This window comes from Mycobacterium sp. (assembly GCF_049683355.1).
GTDB lineage: Bacteria > Actinomycetota > Actinomycetes > Mycobacteriales > Mycobacteriaceae > Mycobacterium.
Window position 1 is genome coordinate 1 of sequence record NZ_JBAUJB010000383.1, and the last position, 18349, is coordinate 18349.

An 18349-nucleotide genomic window follows, 5' to 3' on the forward strand; every position below is an offset into this window, starting at 1 on the left:
GGTGCGGCCGCCGGGGCCGGCGCGGGACCGGGTAGCGGGCCGAGGGACTGTCCGGGCGCGAACCCCGGCAGGTTGGTCGAGATCTGGCGGGCCGCATCGGTCCGCTCCATCAGCGGCAGCAGCGACAGCGGGTCGTTGGCCGGCAGGCCGGTGGCGTTCATCGGCAGCCCCGGCCCGATTCCCTGCGTGCGCTCGAGGTGGGTGTCGGCGGCGGTGCCCGCGGTGTAGTCACCCAGCGACGGGACCGACCCGTTGATCGGCGGCAGGTCGACGGGGACGACGCCCGTTGCGTAGGACGCCGCCCAGCTCAGCACGTTGCGGGCATAGGCCATCGAGTTGTTGTAGCGCAGGATCGCGGCCATCACGTCGGACTGGTTGCGCAGGTTCATCCCGCCGCTGCACAGGTAGCGGGCCGCCGCCAGCGACGCGTCGTAGACGTTCTGCACATCTGCCTTGCCGTCGCCGTCGCCGTCGGAGGCGTAGCGCGACCAGGTTCCCGGCAGGAACTGCATCGGACCCATCGCCCGGGCATAGGTCACCCGGTCGGCGCTGCGGCTCTGCACGATGACCTCGTTGCCGGGCAGCGTGCCGTCCAGTGTGGGTCCGTAGATCGGACGCACCGCGGTGCCGCGGGCGTCGGTCGCGCCGCCATAGGCGTGCATCGACTCGATCCGGCCGATCCCGGCCAGCAGGTTCCAACTCACCCCGCAGCCGGGGTAGGCCGCGGTCATCATGCTCTCGGCGTTGCGGTAAGCCGCCAGCGCCATCGACGGAATACGCAGCGCTCCAGGAGAATTCACCACGGCGGCAGGTGGTGGTGCAGACGAGTTGCTGGCGGCGATGCGCACCGGGGACGGCGTCTTGGTCACCGCAACCACCGACGCGCCGGAACGGTCATCGGGCGAGAGTTCGACGGCGGCGAGCGGCATCACCGCCGAATCGCGGGTCGGCAGGTTGGCCGACGGCGCGGACGCACCGACGGCACCGGCGAGCACAAGTGGGGCGAGCACCGCGGCGACACCAAAGGCCGGCATGTGAACCACTCGACCAACCTGCCGCTTCGCCGTCCCTGCGGAGGCTTTTCGCCCGATGTGCACTCAACCGTCCTAGTCGTGTGGTTGCCTGTGAATCACAGTCACCATACCGACTCGGCAACGCTGGTGTAACAGCAATCGCCCTAGCTGTTTCACCCGTTCTTCTTCGACCGCCGCTCGGTGTCGTGTTTGCTCGGCTCCTCGCTGCCGTCCTCGGCCGGTGGGCGCAGCGTCGCGATCAGCTCCCGGACCTCCTCCAACTCGCGGCGCAGATAGTCGCGGGTGGTGACCTCGCCGACCGCCAGACGCAGCGCAGCCAGCTCGCGCGCGAGGTACTCGGTGTCGGCCTTGGTCTGCTCTGCGCGCCTGCGGTCTTCTTCCAGCGAGACCCGGTCGCGGTTCTCCTGCCTGTTCTGGGCGAGCAGGATCAACGGCGCCGCGTACGCCGCCTGGGTGGAGAACGCCAGGTTGAGCAGGATGAACGGATACGGGTCCCACTGCCAGGCGAAGGCTCCGACGTTCAGCAGGATCCACGCGATCACTGCGACGGTCTGGATCGCCAGGTACCGACCGGTGCCGAGGAACCGGGCGAACCGTTCGCTGACCCGGCCGACGGCCTCCACGTCCAGCCGGGGGGTCAGGGACCGGGAGACCCGGGGGGTGTCGAGACGCTGCCGGGCGGAGCTCTCGCTCATCGCGTGCCCTCCACGGTGAAGATCTCGGGTTCGGCCTCACGTTCACGCCAGTCGTCGGGCAACAGGTGGTCGAGCACGTCGTCGACGGACACGGCGCCGACGAGGTGGCTCTCGTCGTCCACCACCGGCCCGCACACCAGGTTGTAGGCGGCGAAATAGCGGGTGAGCGCGCCCAGCGAATCCTCCGGCCGCAGGTAGGGCAGGTCGCTGTCGACGATTCCGCTGACCAGCTCGGCGGGTGGTTCGCGCAGCAGACGCTGCAGATGCACACAACCGAGGTAGCGGCCGGTGGGTGTGGAGGTGGGCGGACGAACGACGAAGACCACCGACGCCAGCGCGGGTGTCAGGTCCGGATCCCGCACCCGGGCAAGGGCTTCGGCGACGGTGGTGTCGGGGGCCAGCACCACCGGCTCCGAGGTCATCAGACCGCCTGCGGTGTTCGGTGAATGGCTGAGCAGGCGGCGCACGTCCTCGGAGTCCTCCGGGTCCATGCGACGCAGGAACTGCTCGGCGTCCGCCGGCGTCATCGTCCCGAGAAGGTCTGCGGCGTCGTCGGGGTCCATCGCCTCGAGCACGTCGGCGGCCCGGTCGGTCTTCAGCTGCCGCAGCACCGCGAGCTGCTGGTCTTCCGGCAGCTCCTGCAGGACATCGGCGAGCCGCTCGTCATCGAGCGCGTTGACCACCTCGTAGCGGCGCTTGTTGGGCAGTTCGCGGATGGCGTCGGCCACCTCGACGGCCCGCTGACCCTGGAACTGCTCGAGCAACTGGGCCACGCCCTGATCGGGCATCGCCAGGCCGGACGGCGTCAGGCCGTGGACGTGCTGCCAGTCGACGGCGTGCACATTGCTGCGCCGTCCGAGGCGGCGTTGCGGACGCACCGCTACCTTGGTGACCACCCAATCGCGGGTCCGGGTCTGCTCGATGCCGAGATCCACGACCACCACGTCCAGTCCCGCGAGCTGCTCCAGATCCGGGTCGTCGACGCGGACGCGGGTCTCGATGACCTGCCCCAGCACCAGAACCTCGCCGGGACGTTGGGAGAAACGCCGCAGCGACACGTTGCCGGTGGACAAGGTGACCGCGCCGGGCTCGATCGCCGTGACCCGCAGGATCGGCACGAAAATTCTTCTACGGCTGAGCAACTCGCAGACGAGACCGAGGACGCGCGGTTGTTGTCGCACCAGGCTGATGCCGATGACCACATCACGGACGCGGCCGATGGACTCGCCGTCGGGGCCGAGCACCACCATTCCCGCAAGTCGGGCCGCATAGACCCTGTTGACCGACGCCATGGTCGTCAAGGGTAGAGAGAATGTTGTGGAAAACCGGTATCGACCCCGGCGGACGTGCCTGTCCGTGCCGGGCTCCAGCGCCAAGATGATCCAGAAGGCCAAGACACTGCCGGCCGACGAGGTGTTTCTCGACCTCGAAGACGCCGTCGCCCCCGACGCGAAGAGCGAAGCGCGGGCACGCGTCGCCGTCGCCCTCGGTGAGCCCGGTTGGGGCGGTCAGCTGCGCGGCGTCCGCGTCAACGACTGGACGACGCCGTGGACCCACGCCGACATCATCGAGGTGGTCGCCGGTGCGGGCGCGGCACTCGACGTCGTGGTGTTGCCCAAGGTGGTCGATGTGTCACACATCCACGCGCTGGATCTGCTGCTGGGGCAATTGGAGGCCACCCACGGACTGCCGGCCGGGAAGATCGGTATCGAAGCGCAGATCGAGGACGCCCGGGGACTGACCGACATCGACGCGATCGCGGCCGCTCCCCGCGTCCAGGCGCTCGTGCTCGGCCCCGCTGATCTGATGGCGAGCCTGAACATGCGCACGCTGGTGGTGGGCGAGCAGCCTGAGGGATACGACGTCGGTGACGCCTACCACCACATTCTGATGCGGATACTGGTGGCCGCACGCGCCCACGGCATCGCCGCCGTCGACGGGCCCTATCTCAAGGTCCGCGACACCGACGCGTTCCGGGTGGTGGCGGGCCGCTCCGCGGCATTGGGTTACGACGGCAAGTGGGTGCTGCACCCCGACCAGATCGCCGCGGGCAACGAGATCTTCAGCCCGCGACAAGACGCCTACGACCACGCCGAACTGATTCTCGAGGCCTATGAATGGCACACCTCCCGCGCCGGCGGCGCGCGGGGCGCGGTGATGCTCGGCGACGAGATGATCGACGAGGCGAGCCGCAAGATGGCGCTCGTCATCGCCGGCAAGGGTCGTGCGGCGGGCATGCAGCGCACCGGAGAACCGTTCCGGCCCCCCGAGTGACCGCCGAATCGGTCACCCGAGGTTGAGCAGGATCGCCACCGACAGGTAGAGGAAGTAGCCGACGAGGACGACCGTGCTGACGACGACGGCGGCCACGGCCAGCGCGTGTCCATCCTGCCCGGTCCGCTTGGTCTCGCGCATCGCGACGATCCCCAGCACCAGACCGACGACGGCGGGCAGGCCACAGCAGACCATGCCGCCCAGCGATGTCACCAGCGCGGCGACCGCCTTGCCGTTGGTGCCCGGTGGCTTCAGCGGCCAGGCCGGGGGGTAGCCCGGCGGGGTCGGATAAGGCTGGTAGTAGCCCGGGTACGGCGGCGGGTACAGCGGCGGCGGCAGCCCAGCGTCGGCCGGGTAGTCCCACAGCGGTCCGATACCTCGACCGGGCTCTTCGGGTCCGCTGGTGGTCATGCGGGGGCTACCCGGTCAGGCGGCCAGCATCGCAATGGTCCAGCCGAAGCTGATCAGCAGCGTCACCACACCGACGACGATGCCTGCGATCGCCAGCCCGCTGCCTGCCTGCCGGGTCTGCTTCATCTGGCTGAGCGCCATGAAGCCGAGCACGATGCCGACGATCGAGCCCAGGCCGCAGCACACCCCGAGAATCGACGCGACCAGCGACCAGATCGCAAGACTGTTGGTGCCCTGCTGAACCGGAGCGCCGTAGCCGTAATCCGATCCGGGATAGCCGTAGTCGGCGCCGGGGTAGCCGGCGGGCGGCGGTGGGTAGCCGCCGTACTGCGGCGGCGGTGGGTACGCCGGTGCGCCGTATCCCGAATTCGGGTACTGCGCCGTTCCCCGGTCGGGGTATGGGGGCGGGTAACCGGAGGGCGGTGGCGGATAGCCGCCGGAGGGCGGGTAACCGCCGAGCGGCTGGTAGCCACCGGGCGGCGGGAAGCCGGTGGCCGGGGTGTCGAACCCGGAATCCGGCGGAGTGGGCTGCTGGCCGTACGCGGGATAGTCCGACGACGGCGCGGGCGAAGAGCCCTGCGACGGCGTCGACGGCCCGTTTCGCTCGGTCGGGGGCGCCTCGTGGCCGGCGGGGGACGGCTCGGACCCGCCGCCGGTGGAATCGGAAGATTCGATTCGGCCTGACTCGTCGTCCGAATTTGTCATGCTGATCAACCTAGCGCAACCGAAGGTGACCCGAGGTGAGCCCAAGTCGGGCACCTTTGGCGGGCCGGGATCGTTGACGGCACACTAGCCTTGCACGTCGCGCAATCGAAGGAGTTCACGACGATGACCAGCCCGTTCCAGCCTGGACAGAATCCCGGTGGGGCATCCGGCGTCCCCGCATCGGGACGAGGCCGTCCGGTCGGCCTGCCCACCCCTCCCAAAGGGTGGCCGATCGGGTCGTATCCGACGTACGCGGAAGCCCAACGTGCCGTGGACTACCTCACCGACCAGCAGTTTCCTGTTGAACACGTGACCATCGTCGGCGTCGACCTGATGCAGGTCGAGCGGGTCACCGGGAAACTGACCTGGCCCAAGGTGCTCGGCGGCGGTGTCCTCACGGGCGCCTGGTTGGGGTTGTTCATCGGCCTCATCCTGGGTTTCTTCAGCCCCAACCCGTGGAGCGCGCTGATCACCGGTCTGGTCGCCGGTGTGTTCTTCGGTCTGATCACCTCGGCGATCCCGTACGCGATGGCCCGGGGCACAAGGGATTTCAGCTCGACGCTGCAACTCGTCGCCGGCCGCTACGACGTGTTGTGTGATCCGCAGAGCGCCGAGCGGGGCCGGGACCTGCTGGCACGTCTGACGATCTGATTTCCGGATGGCTTCGATCACCGAGTCGATCACCGGGACCCGATGAGCGACGTCCTCGCTCGCGTACGCGCTCACCTGGCCGACCACTTCACGCGGATCGGCGTCACCGCGGAGCCCGTCGAGGCAAGCGTCACGTTCCTCGGTGCGGACCCGATCGACGTCGTCCGGTTCGGGGTGCCCGACGGCGGCGATGGCACTGCAGTGTACTACGTGTCGGTCGGTTGTTCACGCCACCCGATGGTCGACCCGGCTGAGCTGCTCGCCGATCCTGTCCGGGGGCCGCGCGCCGAGGTCGCGATCGCACTGCGCGGACCGTCACCCGCCGGGCTGGCGCGGTCGCTCGCAGTGGTCGCCGCGGCGCCTGCGGTCGAAGGGTTGATCCTGGAACCCGACGCGCTCGTCGATCTGGAGACACCGCTTTGGCGGGGTGCACCCTTCACGGCATACCTGTTGGCGCCCAGCACCATCGACGAGGTCGTGCTGCCCGAACCACTGTCGCCGGTCTCGGTGTTGTCGGCGGTGCCGATCACGGCGACCGAGGCGGCGTGGGTGCGGCTCAAGGGCGCCGAGGCGATGCGGGAGGCGTGGGTGCAGGACGGGGTCGATCCGACGGACCCACGGCGGCGGGCCGCCAGTCCGAAGTGAGCGGCGGGCCGCCAGTCCGAAGTGAGCGGCGGGCCACCAGTCCGAAGTGAGCGGCCGGCCACCACTCCCTACGCCGGAACTGTATTCCGGCAGTAGAACTTCGAGATTTGGCCTGCCGGAATACACTTCCGGCGGGTCAGAGCCAGTTGTTGTGCCGGAATGTGCGGTACAACATCACGCACACGGCCGCCATCAGCAACAGCACCGCAGGGTAACCCCAGGTCCATTCCAGCTCGGGCATGTGCTCGAAGTTCATCCCGTAGATGCCCGCCAACGCGGTGGGCACGGCCGCGATGGCCACCCACGCGGAGATCTTGCGCATGTCAACGTTCTGCTGCATGGCGACCTTGCCGAGCGCGGCCTGCACCAGCGAGCTGAGCAGTTCGTCGTAGCTGGCGATGCGTTCGGAGGCCTTGATGGTGTGGTCGAGGACGTCGCGCATGTAGCGGCGGATCTCGACGTTGATCAGGTCTTCGTGATCGGTGCCGATGCGCTCGAGGTCGGTCACCAACGGGGCGACGGCGCGGCGCAGTTCGACGACCTCGCGCTTGAGCAGGTAGATGGAGGCCATGTTGGTCTGCGACTGCGGTGAGAAGATGTTCTCCTCCATGGCATCGATGTCGGTCTCGATGGATTCGGTGACCTCGAGGTAGGTGTCCACGACGCTGTCGGCGATCGCGTGCATGACCGAGTACGGACCGAGTTCGAGGGTGGCCGGCGAAGCTTCCAGGTGTCGTCGCACCCCGGCCAGCCCGCCGTGTTCACCGTGACGGACGGTGACGACGAAGTCGGGGCCGACGAAGATCATCACCTCGCCGGTCTCCACGATCTCGCGTGCGTTGGCCATCGATTCGTGGTCGACGTATGTGACGGTCTTGAGCACCAGGAACAGCGTCTTGTCGTAGCGCTCGAGTTTGGGTCGCTGATGGGCGTGCACGGCGTCCTCGACCGCGAGTTCGTGCAGGCGGAAAACGTCGGCCACGGTCTGCATCTGATGCTCGTCGGGTTCGTGCAGCCCGACCCAGACGAAGGCATCCCTGCCTTCGGCCTCGATCTCGTGCACCTTGCGCAGCGCGGCGGCGTGGGTGTACTTGCCCGGCAGTCGGGCGCCGTCACTGTAGACGCCGCAGTCGACCATCGCCCGGGCCACGGGTACATGGATGCTCGAGGCGTCCGGCCCGTCGGTCGGGGTGCGGGGCTGGCGTAGTCGCGACGGCGGCAACGCGCGAAACGACGGCATGCGCGGGCCTCCCTCCGACATGAGGTGTCCCGATCGAGTGCCCTGACCGGTAGCAGGGATGCTACGCGTCGCGCCGGTGGCGATCTGCTCACGAAGGGGGAACCCATCTCTGTGAGCTCGCGCCGTCGGTTACCCTGACGGCCGTGTCGGAAAGTGTTGTCGGTTCCTCGTGCGGGTCGCAGACCCGCACGCCCCAGGTTGTCATCGAGGACAACGAGATCTTCGAGGCGCACGAGGGAGGCAAGCTCACCGTCGAACTGAAATCGCCACTGGACACCCAGCGGGCACTGTCGATCGCCTACACCCCCGGGGTGGCGCAGGTCAGCCGTGCGATCGCTGCGGACGCCACCCTCGCCAAGCGCTACACCTGGGCGAACCGGCTGGTGGCGGTCATCAGCGACGGCAGCGCGGTACTCGGGCTCGGCGACATCGGACCGGCGGCCTCGCTGCCGGTGATGGAGGGCAAGAGCGCGCTGTTCAAGACGTTCGGCGGGCTGGACTCCATCCCGATCGTGCTGGACACCAAGGATCCCGACGAGATCGTCGAGACGATCATCCGGCTGCGTCCCACGTTCGGGGCGGTCAACCTCGAAGACATCTCGGCGCCGCGCTGCTTCGAGATCGAGCGCCGCGTCACCGAGGCGCTGGACTGCCCGGTCATGCATGACGATCAGCACGGCACCGCCATCGTCGTGCTCGCCGCGCTGCTGGGCGCCAGCAGGGTGCTCGACCGCGACATGCACACGATGAAGGTCGTCATCTCCGGTGCCGGTGCCGCCGGCATCGCCTGCGCGAACATCTTGTTGGCCAAGGGCATCGGTGATGTCACGGTGCTCGACAGCAAGGGTGTCGTGCACACCGAGCGCGACGATCTCAACCCGTTCAAGGCCGAGTTGGCGTCCCGGTCCAACCCGCGCGGTCTCCGCGGCGGCATCGCCGAGGCGCTCGACGGCGCCGATGTGTTCATGGGTGTGTCGGCCGGGCTGGTGCCGGAGGAGTTGATCGCGACGATGACGCCGGGCGGCATCGTGTTCGCGATGTCGAACCCCGATCCGGAGATCCACCCCGACGTGGCCCGCAAGTACGCGGCCGTCGTGGCCACCGGGCGCAGCGACTTCCCGAACCAGATCAACAACGTGCTGGCGTTCCCGGGTGTCTTCCGCGGTGCGCTGGACGCGGGGGCGCGCCGCATCACCGAGAACATGAAGGTGGCCGCCGCCGAGGCGATCTTCTCCGTGGTGGGTGACGACCTGGCAGTCGACCACATCGTGCCCAGCGCCCTGGACCCGCGGGTGGGTCCCGCGGTGGCCGCCGCGGTCGCTGCCGCGTCCGAGGATGCGGTCGGCTGAGCCGCGGGCGCATCGCGAGTCGACTGGCGTCTGTGCTGGTCGTCTCTTTGGTGGCCGCGGGCTGCGGCGGTACGCAACCGCCGTCGATTCCGGTGGGGGCGACCTCGGATCCGGAAGCCGAACTGGTGGCCCACCTCTACGCCGCCGCGCTGCGCTACTACGGCAACGCCGCACACGTCGAGGTCGAGCAGGATCCACTCGATCGGTTGGACTCGGGACAGATCCGCGTCGCGCCGGGGTTCACCGGGCGGCTGCTGCAACGGTTCGACCCGGACGCCCCCGCACGGTCCGACGTGCAGGTGTACCGAATGCTGGTCGCGGCGTTGCCCGAGGGCATCGCCGCCGGTGACTACACCACCTCGGCACAGGACAAACCCGCCGTCGCGGTGACCGAGAAGACCTCCGAGGACTGGGACGTCAGTGATGTGTCGGCGCTGGCCCGCCGGTGTGGGGACGTGTCGGTGGGCGCGGTGAGCGGTGCAGCGCGGCCGTCGTCGCTGGGCACCTGCGACCTGCCGCGGGCGCGCGAATTCCCGGACGACGAAGCGATGTTCGCGTCGCTTCGGGCCGGTCAGATCGATGCGGCGTGGACGACGACCGCCGCCGGGGACGTACCGCCGGAGGTGGTGGTGCTGTCCGACGAGACGTCGCTCATCCGTGCGGAGAACGTGGTGCCGTTGTACCGGCGCAACGAATTGACCGAGTCCCAGGTGCTCGCGCTCAACGAGCTCGCCGGGGTGCTGGAGACCGGCTCGCTGGCCGAGATGCGCCGCCGCGTGGCCGAGGGCGCCGATGCGGGCCTGGTGGCCGGGCAGTGGCTCGACGCACACCCGCTCGGCATCGGTCACTGACCGTGCGTGAGCGCGCTCAGTGCGCCGGCGGCGTGAGCCGCGAGACGACCTTGGGGAACAGGGTCTGGTAGCGCGCGCCGACGGCCCGGATGACGATGTCGAACATCTTCGCGTCATTGCCCACCAGGACCCGCGCCTTGTTCTTGCGCACCCCGTCCAGGATGATCTGGGCAGCCTTCTCGGGACTCGTGCTGGCGAGTTTCTTGTCGAAGGTCTGGGCGAGTTCTTCGGGGTCCAGGCCTTCGGCGGCGGTGGCGTTGCGGGCGATGGCGGTCTTGATGCCACCGGGGTGCACACAGGTGACCTTGACGGGGTGGTTGGCCAGCGCCATCTCCTGGCGCAGCGCTTCGGTGAAGCCACGCACCGCGAACTTCGCCGCGTTGTAGGCACCCTGGCCGGGCACCGCGAACAGGCCGAAGACGCTGGAGACGTTGACGACGTGTCCGTCGCCGGAGGCGATGAGGTGCGGCAGGAAGGACTTGGTGCCGTTGACCACGCCCCAGAAGTCGACGTCCATCACCCGTTCGATGTCCTTGTACTGGCTGATCTCGATGTCGCCGGTGAAGGCGATGCCGGCGTTGTTGTAGATCTGGTTGACCTTGCCGAAGTGCTCGGCGACGCCGTCGGCGTAGGACTGGAAGGCCTCCCGCTCGGTGACGTTGAGGCGGTCGGACTTCACCTGGGTGCCGATGGCCTTGAGGCGCTCCTCGGTGACGGCCAGACCCTCGGTGTCGATGTCGCTGATCGCCACGTGGGCGCCGGAGCGGCCCAATTCGATCGCCAGCGCCTGACCGATGCCCGAGCCGGCGCCGGTCACGACGGCCACCTTTCCGGCGAAGCCCTGCATATCCACTCCCTCGTGTTGTTCTACGCGTGTTGAGTGCCTGTCAGCCTACCCGGTACCGCGGGTACCGACCCTGTTCGGGTGGCGCCGGCGTAATGCCCAGCGCGTCCGCGACGACAGTAGAGTGTAGAGGCATGACCAACAGGTACCGGGCCGCCGCAACCCTCGTCGCGTCGGCCGCCGTGGTGGCAGCGACGATGTCCGCGGCACCGGCGCACGCAGATACCGAGACCGACGTCTTCCTCGGGGCGCTCGACCACTACCGCATCGGCGACATCGACCCGGCGACCGCGGTCCGTGTCGGGGAGTCCATCTGCCCGATGCTGGCCGATCCCGGACAGGACGCCGCCGACGTCGCCGCCCGGGTCGCCGACGAACTCGGTCGACCGCTAGGCCCGGCGACGATGTTCACCGGACTGGCGATCCAGATCTTCTGCCCACGCGCAGTCGTCGCCCTCACCGACGGCGTGCCGTTCTCGCTGTTCGGCTAGGTGTTGTCGGCCAGAAGGGTCGGGCGGCCAACGCGTTGATTTTTGACGCGTCAGTTCCAGATGCCCTCAGGCAACGGCGTCGCGTAGCTGTCGCACGAGGTCGATGAACAAGTGTGGGTTCTCGTCGTGGAAGCCGTGGCCGGTGTCGACGCGTTCGATGCGGCAGTCTGGCAGTGCGGCGCAGGCGCGTGACGCATCGTCGTCGGTCATGGCGCCTTCGAGGATGTCGCGGTCGGTGATCCTCCAGTTGGCGTGGACGAGGATCGACGGTGCCTGTACTGCCTCGAGCGTCGCCTGCTGGTCGAAGTCTCGTTGCCAGTCGAACGTGTAGAACGCATCGGCAAAGGCAGGGTCGAACTCGTGCATGAACTGGAACGCCTTGTTCACGGATGGCGGAAGGAACCAGATGTTCAGTGCTTTTTCGGGATGGGAATTTCGATACTTGCGCGCGAACTTGGCGATTCCCTCGCGGCCGCTTCCAAAGTAGCGGATCCACGCATTGTGATCGACGTACCAGGTCGCGAAGTCGCTCTCGACATCTTGCTGGAGAAACTCGTGGGCAGGGGTCGCCAGATCAATGAAGTTGAACTGCTGCGGCATCCGGTCTGCTTCGGTGGAGAAGAACGGCGGATCCTCGAATAACACTGCGGCGACCTGCGCCGGCTCGTTCGCCGCGACCCGCGCAGCGATGAGTCCGCCCGAGGAGTGACCCGACAGGATCACCGGCCCGCCGATCACCTCCTCGACGAATATGGCGATGTCCGTTCCGATGGTGTGCACGTCGTAACCGCCCGGGGTGCGGCTGGACGACCCGTGGCCGGCAACGTCGACTGCGAAGACATGGAACTCCTGTGCGAGTCGGGGTAACACAGGTGCATAGCTCTCCCAGGCTCCGCCCTGGCCGTGTATGAGCAGGACCGCGGGTCCATTCGCGGGGCCTTCGGCGTAGTTCAGCCGTGTGCCGCTCGGCAGCGTATGCCCATGCTCGGTGAAGCCAGCTTTTGTCACGGCTTTGAAATCGCGGACAGCGTAGGTGGCGTTGTTCCGGGCATAGAAGCCGACTGCGGCACCGCCGACGACGACAGCGGTTCCGGACACGGCACTGGTGACTACGGACATGCGTCGAGTTCGCCTCCGTCGACGTCTTGTCAGCGCGCGATGATCGACGTGAATCCCGGCAAGGCTAGGCGAACGCCTCGTCGATGATCTCCTGCTGCTCGACGGCGTGCACCTTCGACGAACCCGAGGACGGCGCCGACATCGCCCGACGGGAGATGCGCTTGATGCCGGTGAGCTTGTCCGGCAGCACCTCGGGCAGCGTCAGCCCCATCGTCGGCCACGCACCCTGGTTCGCAGGCTCCTCCTGCACCCAGAAGTACTCGGCGGCGTTGGGGTACTGGTCGAGCGTCTCGGCGAGTCGGCGCCTCGGCAACGGCGCGAGCTGCTCGATGCGGACGATCGCCACGTCGTCACGCTGTTCCTTGTTCTTGCGCGCGGCCAACTCGTAGTACAGCTTGCCACTGGTCAACAGGATCCGCTTGGCCTTGGAGCGGTCACCCTCCCCGTCGGTGTAGGTGGGCTCCTCGAGCACCGAGCGGAACTTCATCTCGGTGAAGTCGCGGATGTCGCTGACGGCCGCCTTGTTGCGCAGCATCGACTTCGGCGTGAAGACGATCAGCGGTCGGTGGATCCCGTCGAGGCCGTGACGGCGTAGCAGGTGGAAGTAGTTCGCCGGCGTCGACGGCATCGCGATCGTCATCGACCCCTCCGCCCACAACAGCAGGAACCGCTCGATGCGGCCCGAGGTGTGGTCGGGTCCCTGGCCCTCGTGGCCGTGCGGCAGCAGCAGCACCACATCGGAGAGCTGGCCCCACTTGGCCTCGCCGGAGCTGATGAACTCGTCGATGATCGACTGCGCCCCGTTGACGAAGTCACCGAACTGGGCCTCCCACAGCACCAGCGCGTCTGGGTTGCCGACCGAGTAGCCGTACTCGAAGCCCACCGCGGCGAACTCCGACAGCGCGGAGTCGTAGACCATGAACCTGCCGCCGGTCGGGTTGCCGTCGGTGTCGACCGTCAACAGGTCCAGGGGCGTGAACTCCTTGCCCGTCTTGCGGTCGATGATCACCGAATGGCGCTGGGTGAAGGTGCCGCGCCGGGTGTCCTGCCCGGTCAACCGGATCGTCTTGCCCTCCGCCAGGAACGAGCCCAGTGCCAGCAGCTCGGCGAACGCCCAGTCGACCTTGCCCTCGTAGGCCATCTCGCGGCGCTTCTCCAGCACCGGTTTCACCCGCGGATGGACGTTGAACTCCTCGACGACCGCCAGGTGGGCGTCGCCGATGCGCGCCAGCAGCGCCTTGTCCACCGCGGTGTTCATCCCCGCCGGAACCATCTGGTCGGACTCCACCGAGGCGCTGGGCTCGATCTCGTGCTTCTCGAGATCGCGCACCTCGTTGAAGACCCGTTCGAGCTGGCCCTGGTAGTCGCGGAGGGCGTCCTCGGCTTCCTTCATCGAGATGTCACCGCGGCCGATCAACGCCTCGGTGTAGGTCTTGCGCACGCCGCGCTTGGTGTCGATGACGTCGTACATGTTGGGCTGCGTCATCGACGGGTCGTCGCCCTCGTTGTGCCCGCGCCGCCGGTAGCACAGCATGTCGATGACGACGTCCTTGTTGAACTGCTGCCGGAAGTCGACGGCCAGCTTGGCCACCCACACCGCGGCCTCCGGATCGTCGCCGTTGACGTGGAAGATCGGCGCGCCGATCATCTTGGCGACGTCGGTGCAGTACTCCGAGGAGCGGGAGTCACCCGGGGAGGTGGTGAACCCGATCTGGTTGTTGACGATGATGTGGATGGTCCCGCCGGTGCGGTAGCCGGGCAGCAGGGCCAGGTTCAGCGTCTCGGCCACCACCCCCTGCCCGGCGAACGCGGCGTCGCCGTGCAGCATCATCGGCACGACCGTGAACTGGTTGGACCCGTCGACCTCTTCCCCGACGCCCAACATGTCCTGCTTGGCGCGCACGATGCCCTCGAGCACCGGGTCGACCGCCTCGAGGTGGCTGGGATTGGCGACCAGCGACACGGCGATGTCGTTCTCACCGAACATCTGGATGTAGGTACCCGTCGCGCCGAGGTGGTACTTGACGTCCCCGGAACCGTGCGCCTGTGACGGGTTGAGGTTGCCCTCGAACTCGGTGAAGATCTGCGAATACGGTTTGCCGACGATGTTGGCCAGCACGTTGAGACGGCCCCGGTGCGGCATGCCGACGACGACCTCGTCGAGGCCGTGTTCGGCGGCCTGGTCGATCGCGGCATCCATCATCGGGATTACGGTCTCGGCCCCTTCGAGCGAGAATCGCTTCTGGCCAACGTATTTGGTCGCAAGGAAGGTTTCGAACGCCTCGGCCGCGTTGAGCTTGCTCAGGATGTACTTCTGCTCGGCGACGGTCGGCTTCTCGTGCTTGATCTCGATGCGCTGCTGCAGCCACTCCTGCTGGTCGGGCTCGAGGATGTGGGTGTACTCCACCCCGACGTGGCGGCAGTACGCGTCACGCAGCAGGCCCAACACGTCGCGCAGCTTCTTGTTGGTCTTGCCGGCGAACCCGTTGACCTTGAACTCCCGGTCCAGATCCCACAGCGTCAGACCGTGGGTGTTGACGTCGAGGTCGGGGTGGCTGCGGAAGCGGGTGTTGTCCAGCCGCAGCGGGTCGATGTCGGCCATCAGGTGGCCGCGATTGCGGTAGGCCGCGATCAGCTCGATGACCCGGGCGTTCTTGTCCTCGATGGAATCGGGGTTGTCGATCCGCCAGCGAACCGGCTCGTAGGGGATGCCGAGCTCGCGGAAGATCTCGTCGTAGAACTCGTCGTCGAGCAACAACTGGTGGATCGTGCGCAGGAAGTCGCCGGACTCGGCGCCCTGGATGATGCGGTGGTCGTAGGTCGACGTCAGCGTGATGAGCTTGCCGACACCGAGTTCACCGATGCGCTCGTCGCTGGCGCCCTGGAACTCTGCCGGGTATTCCATGGCACCGGCACCGACGATCGCACCCTGGCCCCGCATCAGCCGCGGCACCGAGTGCACGGTGCCGATGGTGCCGGGGTTGGTCAACGAAATCGTCACGCCGCCAAAGTCTTCGGCGGTCAGTTTGCCGTCGCGGGCGCGGCGCACGATGTCTTCGTAGGCGGCGATGAACTGACCGAACCGCATCGTCTCGCAGTTCTTGATCGCCGCGACGACGAGTTGGCGGCTGCCGTTCTTGCCCTGCAGATCGATCGCCAGGCCGAGGTTGGTGTGCGCGGGGGTGACCGCGTTCGGCTTGCCGTCGACCTCGGCGAAGTGGCGATTCATGTTCGGGAACTTCTTGACCGCCTGCACGATCGCGTAGCCCAGCAGATGGGTGAACGAGATCTTGCCGCCCCGGGTGCGCTTGAGGTGGTTGTTGATGACGATCCGGTTGTCGATCATCGCCTTGGCCGGGATGGCGCGCACGCTGGTGGCCGTCGGCACGTCCAGCGACGCGGACATGTTCTTCACCACGGCCGCTGCGGCGCCACGCAGCACCTGGGTCTCGTCTTCCTGGGCGGCCGGCTTGCTCTTCTCCGGAGCCTCGGGCGTTTTCGCCTCCGACTTCTTGGACTCTCTCTTCTTGGCTTCGGGCTTGTCCTGGGCGGGCTTGTCGGTGGTCTTGTCGGCGGTCTTCTCAGAGGTGGCCGGCTTCGGCGAGGGCTTGTCCGCCTTGGTCTCGCCGTTGCTGCTCGCTGATTTCGGTGCCGGTGCCGGTGCGGGTTCGGGTGCGGTGGTCGGGCCTGCGGCGGATTTTCCGTTGGCCCTGGGGGCGGTGTCGTTGGTGGGTTCGGGGGAGTAGTCGACGAGGAACTCGTGCCAACTGGGGTCGACCGACGAAGGATCCTCCCGGAACTTGCGGTACATCTCTTCGACCAACCACTCGTTCTGACCGAATGGTGAAGGTGAATTCACGGCTGCTGTTCGCCTCAATTCTTCGCTTCGAGCCGGCGCCGAACGACAGCCGGCCACCCAATCCAACCCCGGTGTGCGGTCTCCCGCATTTCCGCCCTATAAAGGCTAGCGCTTCTGCCGCGGGCCGGACCAGGCAACGTGGTTATGGTCATTGCGGACATGAACATCCGGGTAGCCGAACGGTCGATCCCCGCCGTCGAGTGGACGCATCGGCGCGGTCAAGGGCGGGGCGCGGGCAGCAGTCGCAGCGCCGCGGGCCAGCGCGCCGGCGGGGTGCCGAAGGCCTTGTGCGCATGGGCGACGATCTTCTTGGCCATCATCCGGTTGCCCACCCCGCCGACCACCGCACCGAGACCGACCGGGAGCAGTTTGCCGAACGCGATCGCGCCGCGCTTGAGGGTGTAGCGCTTGACGAAGTAGCGCAGCAGCCGCGAGTTCAGCTGGGACACCGCCGGTAGCGGCAGTGTCGCGGCCCCATCGGACAGCAACGCCCCGCTGGTGCGGCCCGGGCCGAGGAGGTCGGCCACCGCGCGCTTGCTGTCGTCGCCGACCAGCACGGCCAGCACCAGGGCGCGACGGCGTTCGCGGTGTTCGGCGGGGATGCCGTGCACCTCGGCCACCGCGAGCACGTACACCGCTGTGGCCTCGAGGAATACCACGGTCTCGCCGGCGACCGCCGACATCGCGACCAGTGTGCCGATACCGGGGAACGCCGCAGCCGAACCGACGGCCGCGCCGCTGGCCATCACCGCCGCCATGTAGTGCTTGTCCAGCTTCTCGACGATGTCGGCGGGGCTCGCCTCGGGATTGTGTTCGCGCAGCCGTTCGACGTAGGCCTTCACCGCCGGCGCCTGGACGCGGGCGCCGCGTTCGATGACCTGGGACAGCACCTTGGCCGCGGTGCTCGGATCCTCGTCCCCGACGGCGGGCAACTGGTTCTTGGTGTGCGACCGGGCGCGCATGCGGTGGTCCCTCCCTGTGCGTCCCCTCAGGCTAGTGCTTGTCAAACGAACGGCGGCCTACATCCGGTGCCCGGACGTGATTGCGGTCACTGTCCGCGATCTGGGGAAGAAAATAATGGGAAGCGACACTAACCATTCTCATGGCAGTATCCGTGGACGTGGATGTCAGCGCGCCGAGCCGCACCCGGATGATCGTGGTCCTGGGCCTGTTGGTGGCGCTGGGTCCGTTGACCATCGACATGTACCTGCCCGCTCTGCCGAAGATCGCCGATGACATGTCGGTGTCGTCGTCGGTGGTGCAGCTGACGCTGACCGGGACGCTGGCCGGGCTGGCATTGGGCCAGCTGGTCGTCGGCCCGCTGTCGGATTCGCTGGGCCGCCGCAAACCGATGGTCGCCGGGATCGTGCTGCACATGGTGGCCTCGCTGCTGTGCATGTTGGCGCCGTCGATCGCGGTGCTGGGTGTCGCCCGCGGACTGCAGGGGTTCGGCGCGGCGGCGGCGATGGTGGTCGCCATCGCGGTGGTCGGCGACCTGTTCAAGGACAACGTCGCCGCGACGGTGATGTCGCGGCTGATGCTGGTGCTCGGTGTGGCACCGGTGCTCGCCCCGTCGCTCGGTGCCGCGGTGCTGCTGCACGCGTCCTGGCACTGGGTGTTCGCCGCGCTGGTCGTGCTGGCCGGGGCGCTGCTGGTGATGGCGGCGCTGGCGCTGCCCGAGACGCTGCCCGCGAGCCACCGGCGCCCGCTGAAGGTGCGCGGGATCGGTGCGACCTACCTGGAACTGCTACGTGACCTGCGGTTTGTCATGCTGGTGCTGATCGCGGCGCTGGGCATGTCCGGCCTGTTCGCCTATATCGCGGGGGCGTCGTTCGTGCTGCAGGGCCGCTACGGGCTCGATCAGACCGCCTTCGCGCTGGTGTTCGGTGCGGGGGCGATCGCGTTGATCGCCTCCACCCAGTGCAACGTGGTGTTGCTGCGGCGCTTCTCGCCCCAGCAGATCATGGTGTGGGCGCTGGTCGCAGCGTCGGTGTCCGGTGCTGTTTTCGTGGCCCTGGCCGCGGCCCACGTCGGCGGCCTGGTCGGCTTCGTGGTGCCGGTGTGGGGCATCCTCGCCGCGATGGGACTGGTGATCCCGAACGCTCCGGCGGTCGCGCTGACCCGTCATCCCGACGCCGCGGGCACCGCGGCCGCCTTGCTGGGCGCCGCCCAGTTCGGGCT

At 67.8% G+C, this 18349-nt stretch carries 17 protein-coding genes; 7 read left to right on the forward strand and 10 right to left on the reverse strand.

Features of this window, described 5'->3' with window-relative positions:
* From WA944_RS22015 to WA944_RS22025, 3 genes are all read right to left on the reverse strand, one after another.
* Nucleotides 1–1034 (reverse strand): lytic transglycosylase domain-containing protein (locus tag WA944_RS22015; protein ID WP_526647340.1); only part of this gene is annotated, 1034 nt, incomplete at its 3' end.
* A gap of 152 nt (nt 1035–1186) precedes the next feature.
* Nucleotides 1187–1729, reverse strand: coding sequence for a DUF1003 domain-containing protein (locus tag WA944_RS22020; protein ID WP_526371729.1), 543 nt, complete (start codon nt 1727–1729; stop codon nt 1187–1189).
* Nucleotides 1726–3021 carry a magnesium transporter MgtE N-terminal domain-containing protein gene (locus WA944_RS22025; protein ID WP_526611432.1) on the reverse strand — a complete coding sequence of 432 codons (1296 nt, stop codon included), beginning with the start codon at nt 3019–3021 and terminating at the stop codon, nt 1726–1728. Before WA944_RS22025 ends, WA944_RS22020 begins: the two co-directional genes overlap by 4 nt.
* A 25-nt stretch (nt 3022–3046) precedes the next feature.
* On the opposite strand from WA944_RS22025, the gene WA944_RS22030 reads away from it, so the two are divergent.
* Complete coding sequence (locus tag WA944_RS22030; RefSeq protein WP_526611430.1) at nt 3047–4003, forward strand: HpcH/HpaI aldolase/citrate lyase family protein; 957 nt, start codon at nt 3047–3049, stop codon at nt 4001–4003.
* A gap of 12 nt (nt 4004–4015) precedes the next feature.
* Here the strand turns inward: WA944_RS22030 and WA944_RS22035 are convergent, their stop codons facing one another.
* Together WA944_RS22035 and WA944_RS22040 are read right to left on the reverse strand one after the other, a co-directional pair.
* Nucleotides 4016–4414, reverse strand: a complete 399-nt coding sequence (locus WA944_RS22035; protein WP_526371029.1) for a DUF4190 domain-containing protein — start codon at nt 4412–4414, stop codon at nt 4016–4018.
* A gap of 15 nt (nt 4415–4429) precedes the next feature.
* Entirely contained in the window at nt 4430–5119 is a 690-nt protein-coding gene (locus WA944_RS22040; protein WP_526611428.1) for a DUF4190 domain-containing protein, read from the reverse strand.
* Between the two features lie 123 nt (nt 5120–5242).
* Here WA944_RS22040 and WA944_RS22045 point away from each other — a divergent pair, with 123 nt between their 5' ends.
* Both WA944_RS22045 and WA944_RS22050 read left to right on the forward strand, forming a co-directional pair.
* Nucleotides 5243–5770 (forward strand): YflT domain-containing protein, encoded by a 528-nt coding sequence (locus tag WA944_RS22045; protein WP_163893677.1) that lies wholly within the window; start codon nt 5243–5245, stop codon nt 5768–5770.
* Between the two features lie 42 nt (nt 5771–5812).
* Nucleotides 5813–6415 (forward strand): suppressor of fused domain protein, encoded by a 603-nt coding sequence (locus WA944_RS22050; protein WP_526611426.1) that lies wholly within the window; start codon nt 5813–5815, stop codon nt 6413–6415.
* Between the two features lie 136 nt (nt 6416–6551).
* Here WA944_RS22050 and corA read toward each other — a convergent pair whose 3' ends face one another.
* Nucleotides 6552–7655, reverse strand: coding sequence for a magnesium/cobalt transporter CorA (gene corA / locus WA944_RS22055; RefSeq protein WP_526371021.1), 1104 nt, complete (start codon nt 7653–7655; stop codon nt 6552–6554).
* 143 nt (nt 7656–7798) lie between these two features.
* On the opposite strand from corA, the gene WA944_RS22060 reads away from it, so the two are divergent.
* The gene (locus WA944_RS22060) at nt 7799–9004 is read left to right on the forward strand and encodes an NAD(P)-dependent malic enzyme (protein WP_526371019.1); all 1206 of its coding nucleotides are present in this window, start codon (nt 7799–7801) and stop codon (nt 9002–9004) included.
* Between the two features lie 23 nt (nt 9005–9027).
* On the forward strand, nt 9028–9855 hold the full coding sequence (locus tag WA944_RS22065) for a glycine betaine ABC transporter substrate-binding protein (RefSeq protein WP_526371033.1): 828 nt from the start codon (nt 9028–9030) through the stop codon (nt 9853–9855).
* 16 nt (nt 9856–9871) lie between these two features.
* Here WA944_RS22065 and WA944_RS22070 read toward each other — a convergent pair whose 3' ends face one another.
* Nucleotides 9872–10702 (reverse strand): SDR family NAD(P)-dependent oxidoreductase, encoded by an 831-nt coding sequence (locus WA944_RS22070; RefSeq protein WP_526371017.1) that lies wholly within the window; start codon nt 10700–10702, stop codon nt 9872–9874.
* A gap of 131 nt (nt 10703–10833) precedes the next feature.
* Here WA944_RS22070 and WA944_RS22075 point away from each other — a divergent pair, with 131 nt between their 5' ends.
* Entirely contained in the window at nt 10834–11190 is a 357-nt protein-coding gene (locus WA944_RS22075; RefSeq protein ID WP_526371015.1) for a DUF732 domain-containing protein, read from the forward strand.
* A gap of 66 nt (nt 11191–11256) precedes the next feature.
* Here WA944_RS22075 and WA944_RS22080 read toward each other — a convergent pair whose 3' ends face one another.
* From WA944_RS22080 to WA944_RS22090, 3 genes are all read right to left on the reverse strand, one after another.
* Nucleotides 11257–12309, reverse strand: coding sequence for an alpha/beta fold hydrolase (locus WA944_RS22080; RefSeq protein WP_526371013.1), 1053 nt, complete (start codon nt 12307–12309; stop codon nt 11257–11259).
* Nucleotides 12310–12373: 64 nt separating this feature from the next.
* Nucleotides 12374–16120 (reverse strand): multifunctional oxoglutarate decarboxylase/oxoglutarate dehydrogenase thiamine pyrophosphate-binding subunit/dihydrolipoyllysine-residue succinyltransferase subunit, encoded by a 3747-nt coding sequence (locus tag WA944_RS22085; RefSeq protein WP_526647342.1) that lies wholly within the window; start codon nt 16118–16120, stop codon nt 12374–12376.
* Nucleotides 16121–16386: 266 nt separating this feature from the next.
* Entirely contained in the window at nt 16387–17130 is a 744-nt protein-coding gene (locus WA944_RS22090; protein WP_526609373.1) for a hypothetical protein, read from the reverse strand.
* A 140-nt stretch (nt 17131–17270) separates the two neighbouring features.
* Here WA944_RS22090 and WA944_RS22095 point away from each other — a divergent pair.
* Nucleotides 17271–18349: multidrug effflux MFS transporter (locus tag WA944_RS22095; RefSeq protein ID WP_526647341.1), on the forward strand; the 1079-nt coding region annotated here is incomplete at its 3' end.

Coding starts and splice junctions, on each gene's coding strand:
- WA944_RS22020 (WP_526371729.1), bottom strand. CDS start 1,729: ATGAGCGAGAGCTCCGCCCGGCAGCGTCTCGACACCCCCCGGGTCTCC.
- WA944_RS22025 (WP_526611432.1), bottom strand. CDS start 3,021: ATGGCGTCGGTCAACAGGGTCTATGCGGCCCGACTTGCGGGAATGGTG.
- WA944_RS22035 (WP_526371029.1), bottom strand. CDS start 4,414: ATGACCACCAGCGGACCCGAAGAGCCCGGTCGAGGTATCGGACCGCTG.
- WA944_RS22040 (WP_526611428.1), bottom strand. CDS start 5,119: ATGACAAATTCGGACGACGAGTCAGGCCGAATCGAATCTTCCGATTCC.
- WA944_RS22045 (WP_163893677.1), top strand. CDS start 5,243: ATGACCAGCCCGTTCCAGCCTGGACAGAATCCCGGTGGGGCATCCGGC.
- WA944_RS22050 (WP_526611426.1), top strand. CDS start 5,813: ATGAGCGACGTCCTCGCTCGCGTACGCGCTCACCTGGCCGACCACTTC.
- corA (WP_526371021.1), bottom strand. CDS start 7,655: ATGCCGTCGTTTCGCGCGTTGCCGCCGTCGCGACTACGCCAGCCCCGC.
- WA944_RS22070 (WP_526371017.1), bottom strand. CDS start 10,702: ATGCAGGGCTTCGCCGGAAAGGTGGCCGTCGTGACCGGCGCCGGCTCG.
- WA944_RS22075 (WP_526371015.1), top strand. CDS start 10,834: ATGACCAACAGGTACCGGGCCGCCGCAACCCTCGTCGCGTCGGCCGCC.
- WA944_RS22080 (WP_526371013.1), bottom strand. CDS start 12,309: ATGTCCGTAGTCACCAGTGCCGTGTCCGGAACCGCTGTCGTCGTCGGC.
- WA944_RS22085 (WP_526647342.1), bottom strand. CDS start 16,120: ATGTACCGCAAGTTCCGGGAGGATCCTTCGTCGGTCGACCCCAGTTGG.
- WA944_RS22090 (WP_526609373.1), bottom strand. CDS start 17,130: ATGCGCGCCCGGTCGCACACCAAGAACCAGTTGCCCGCCGTCGGGGAC.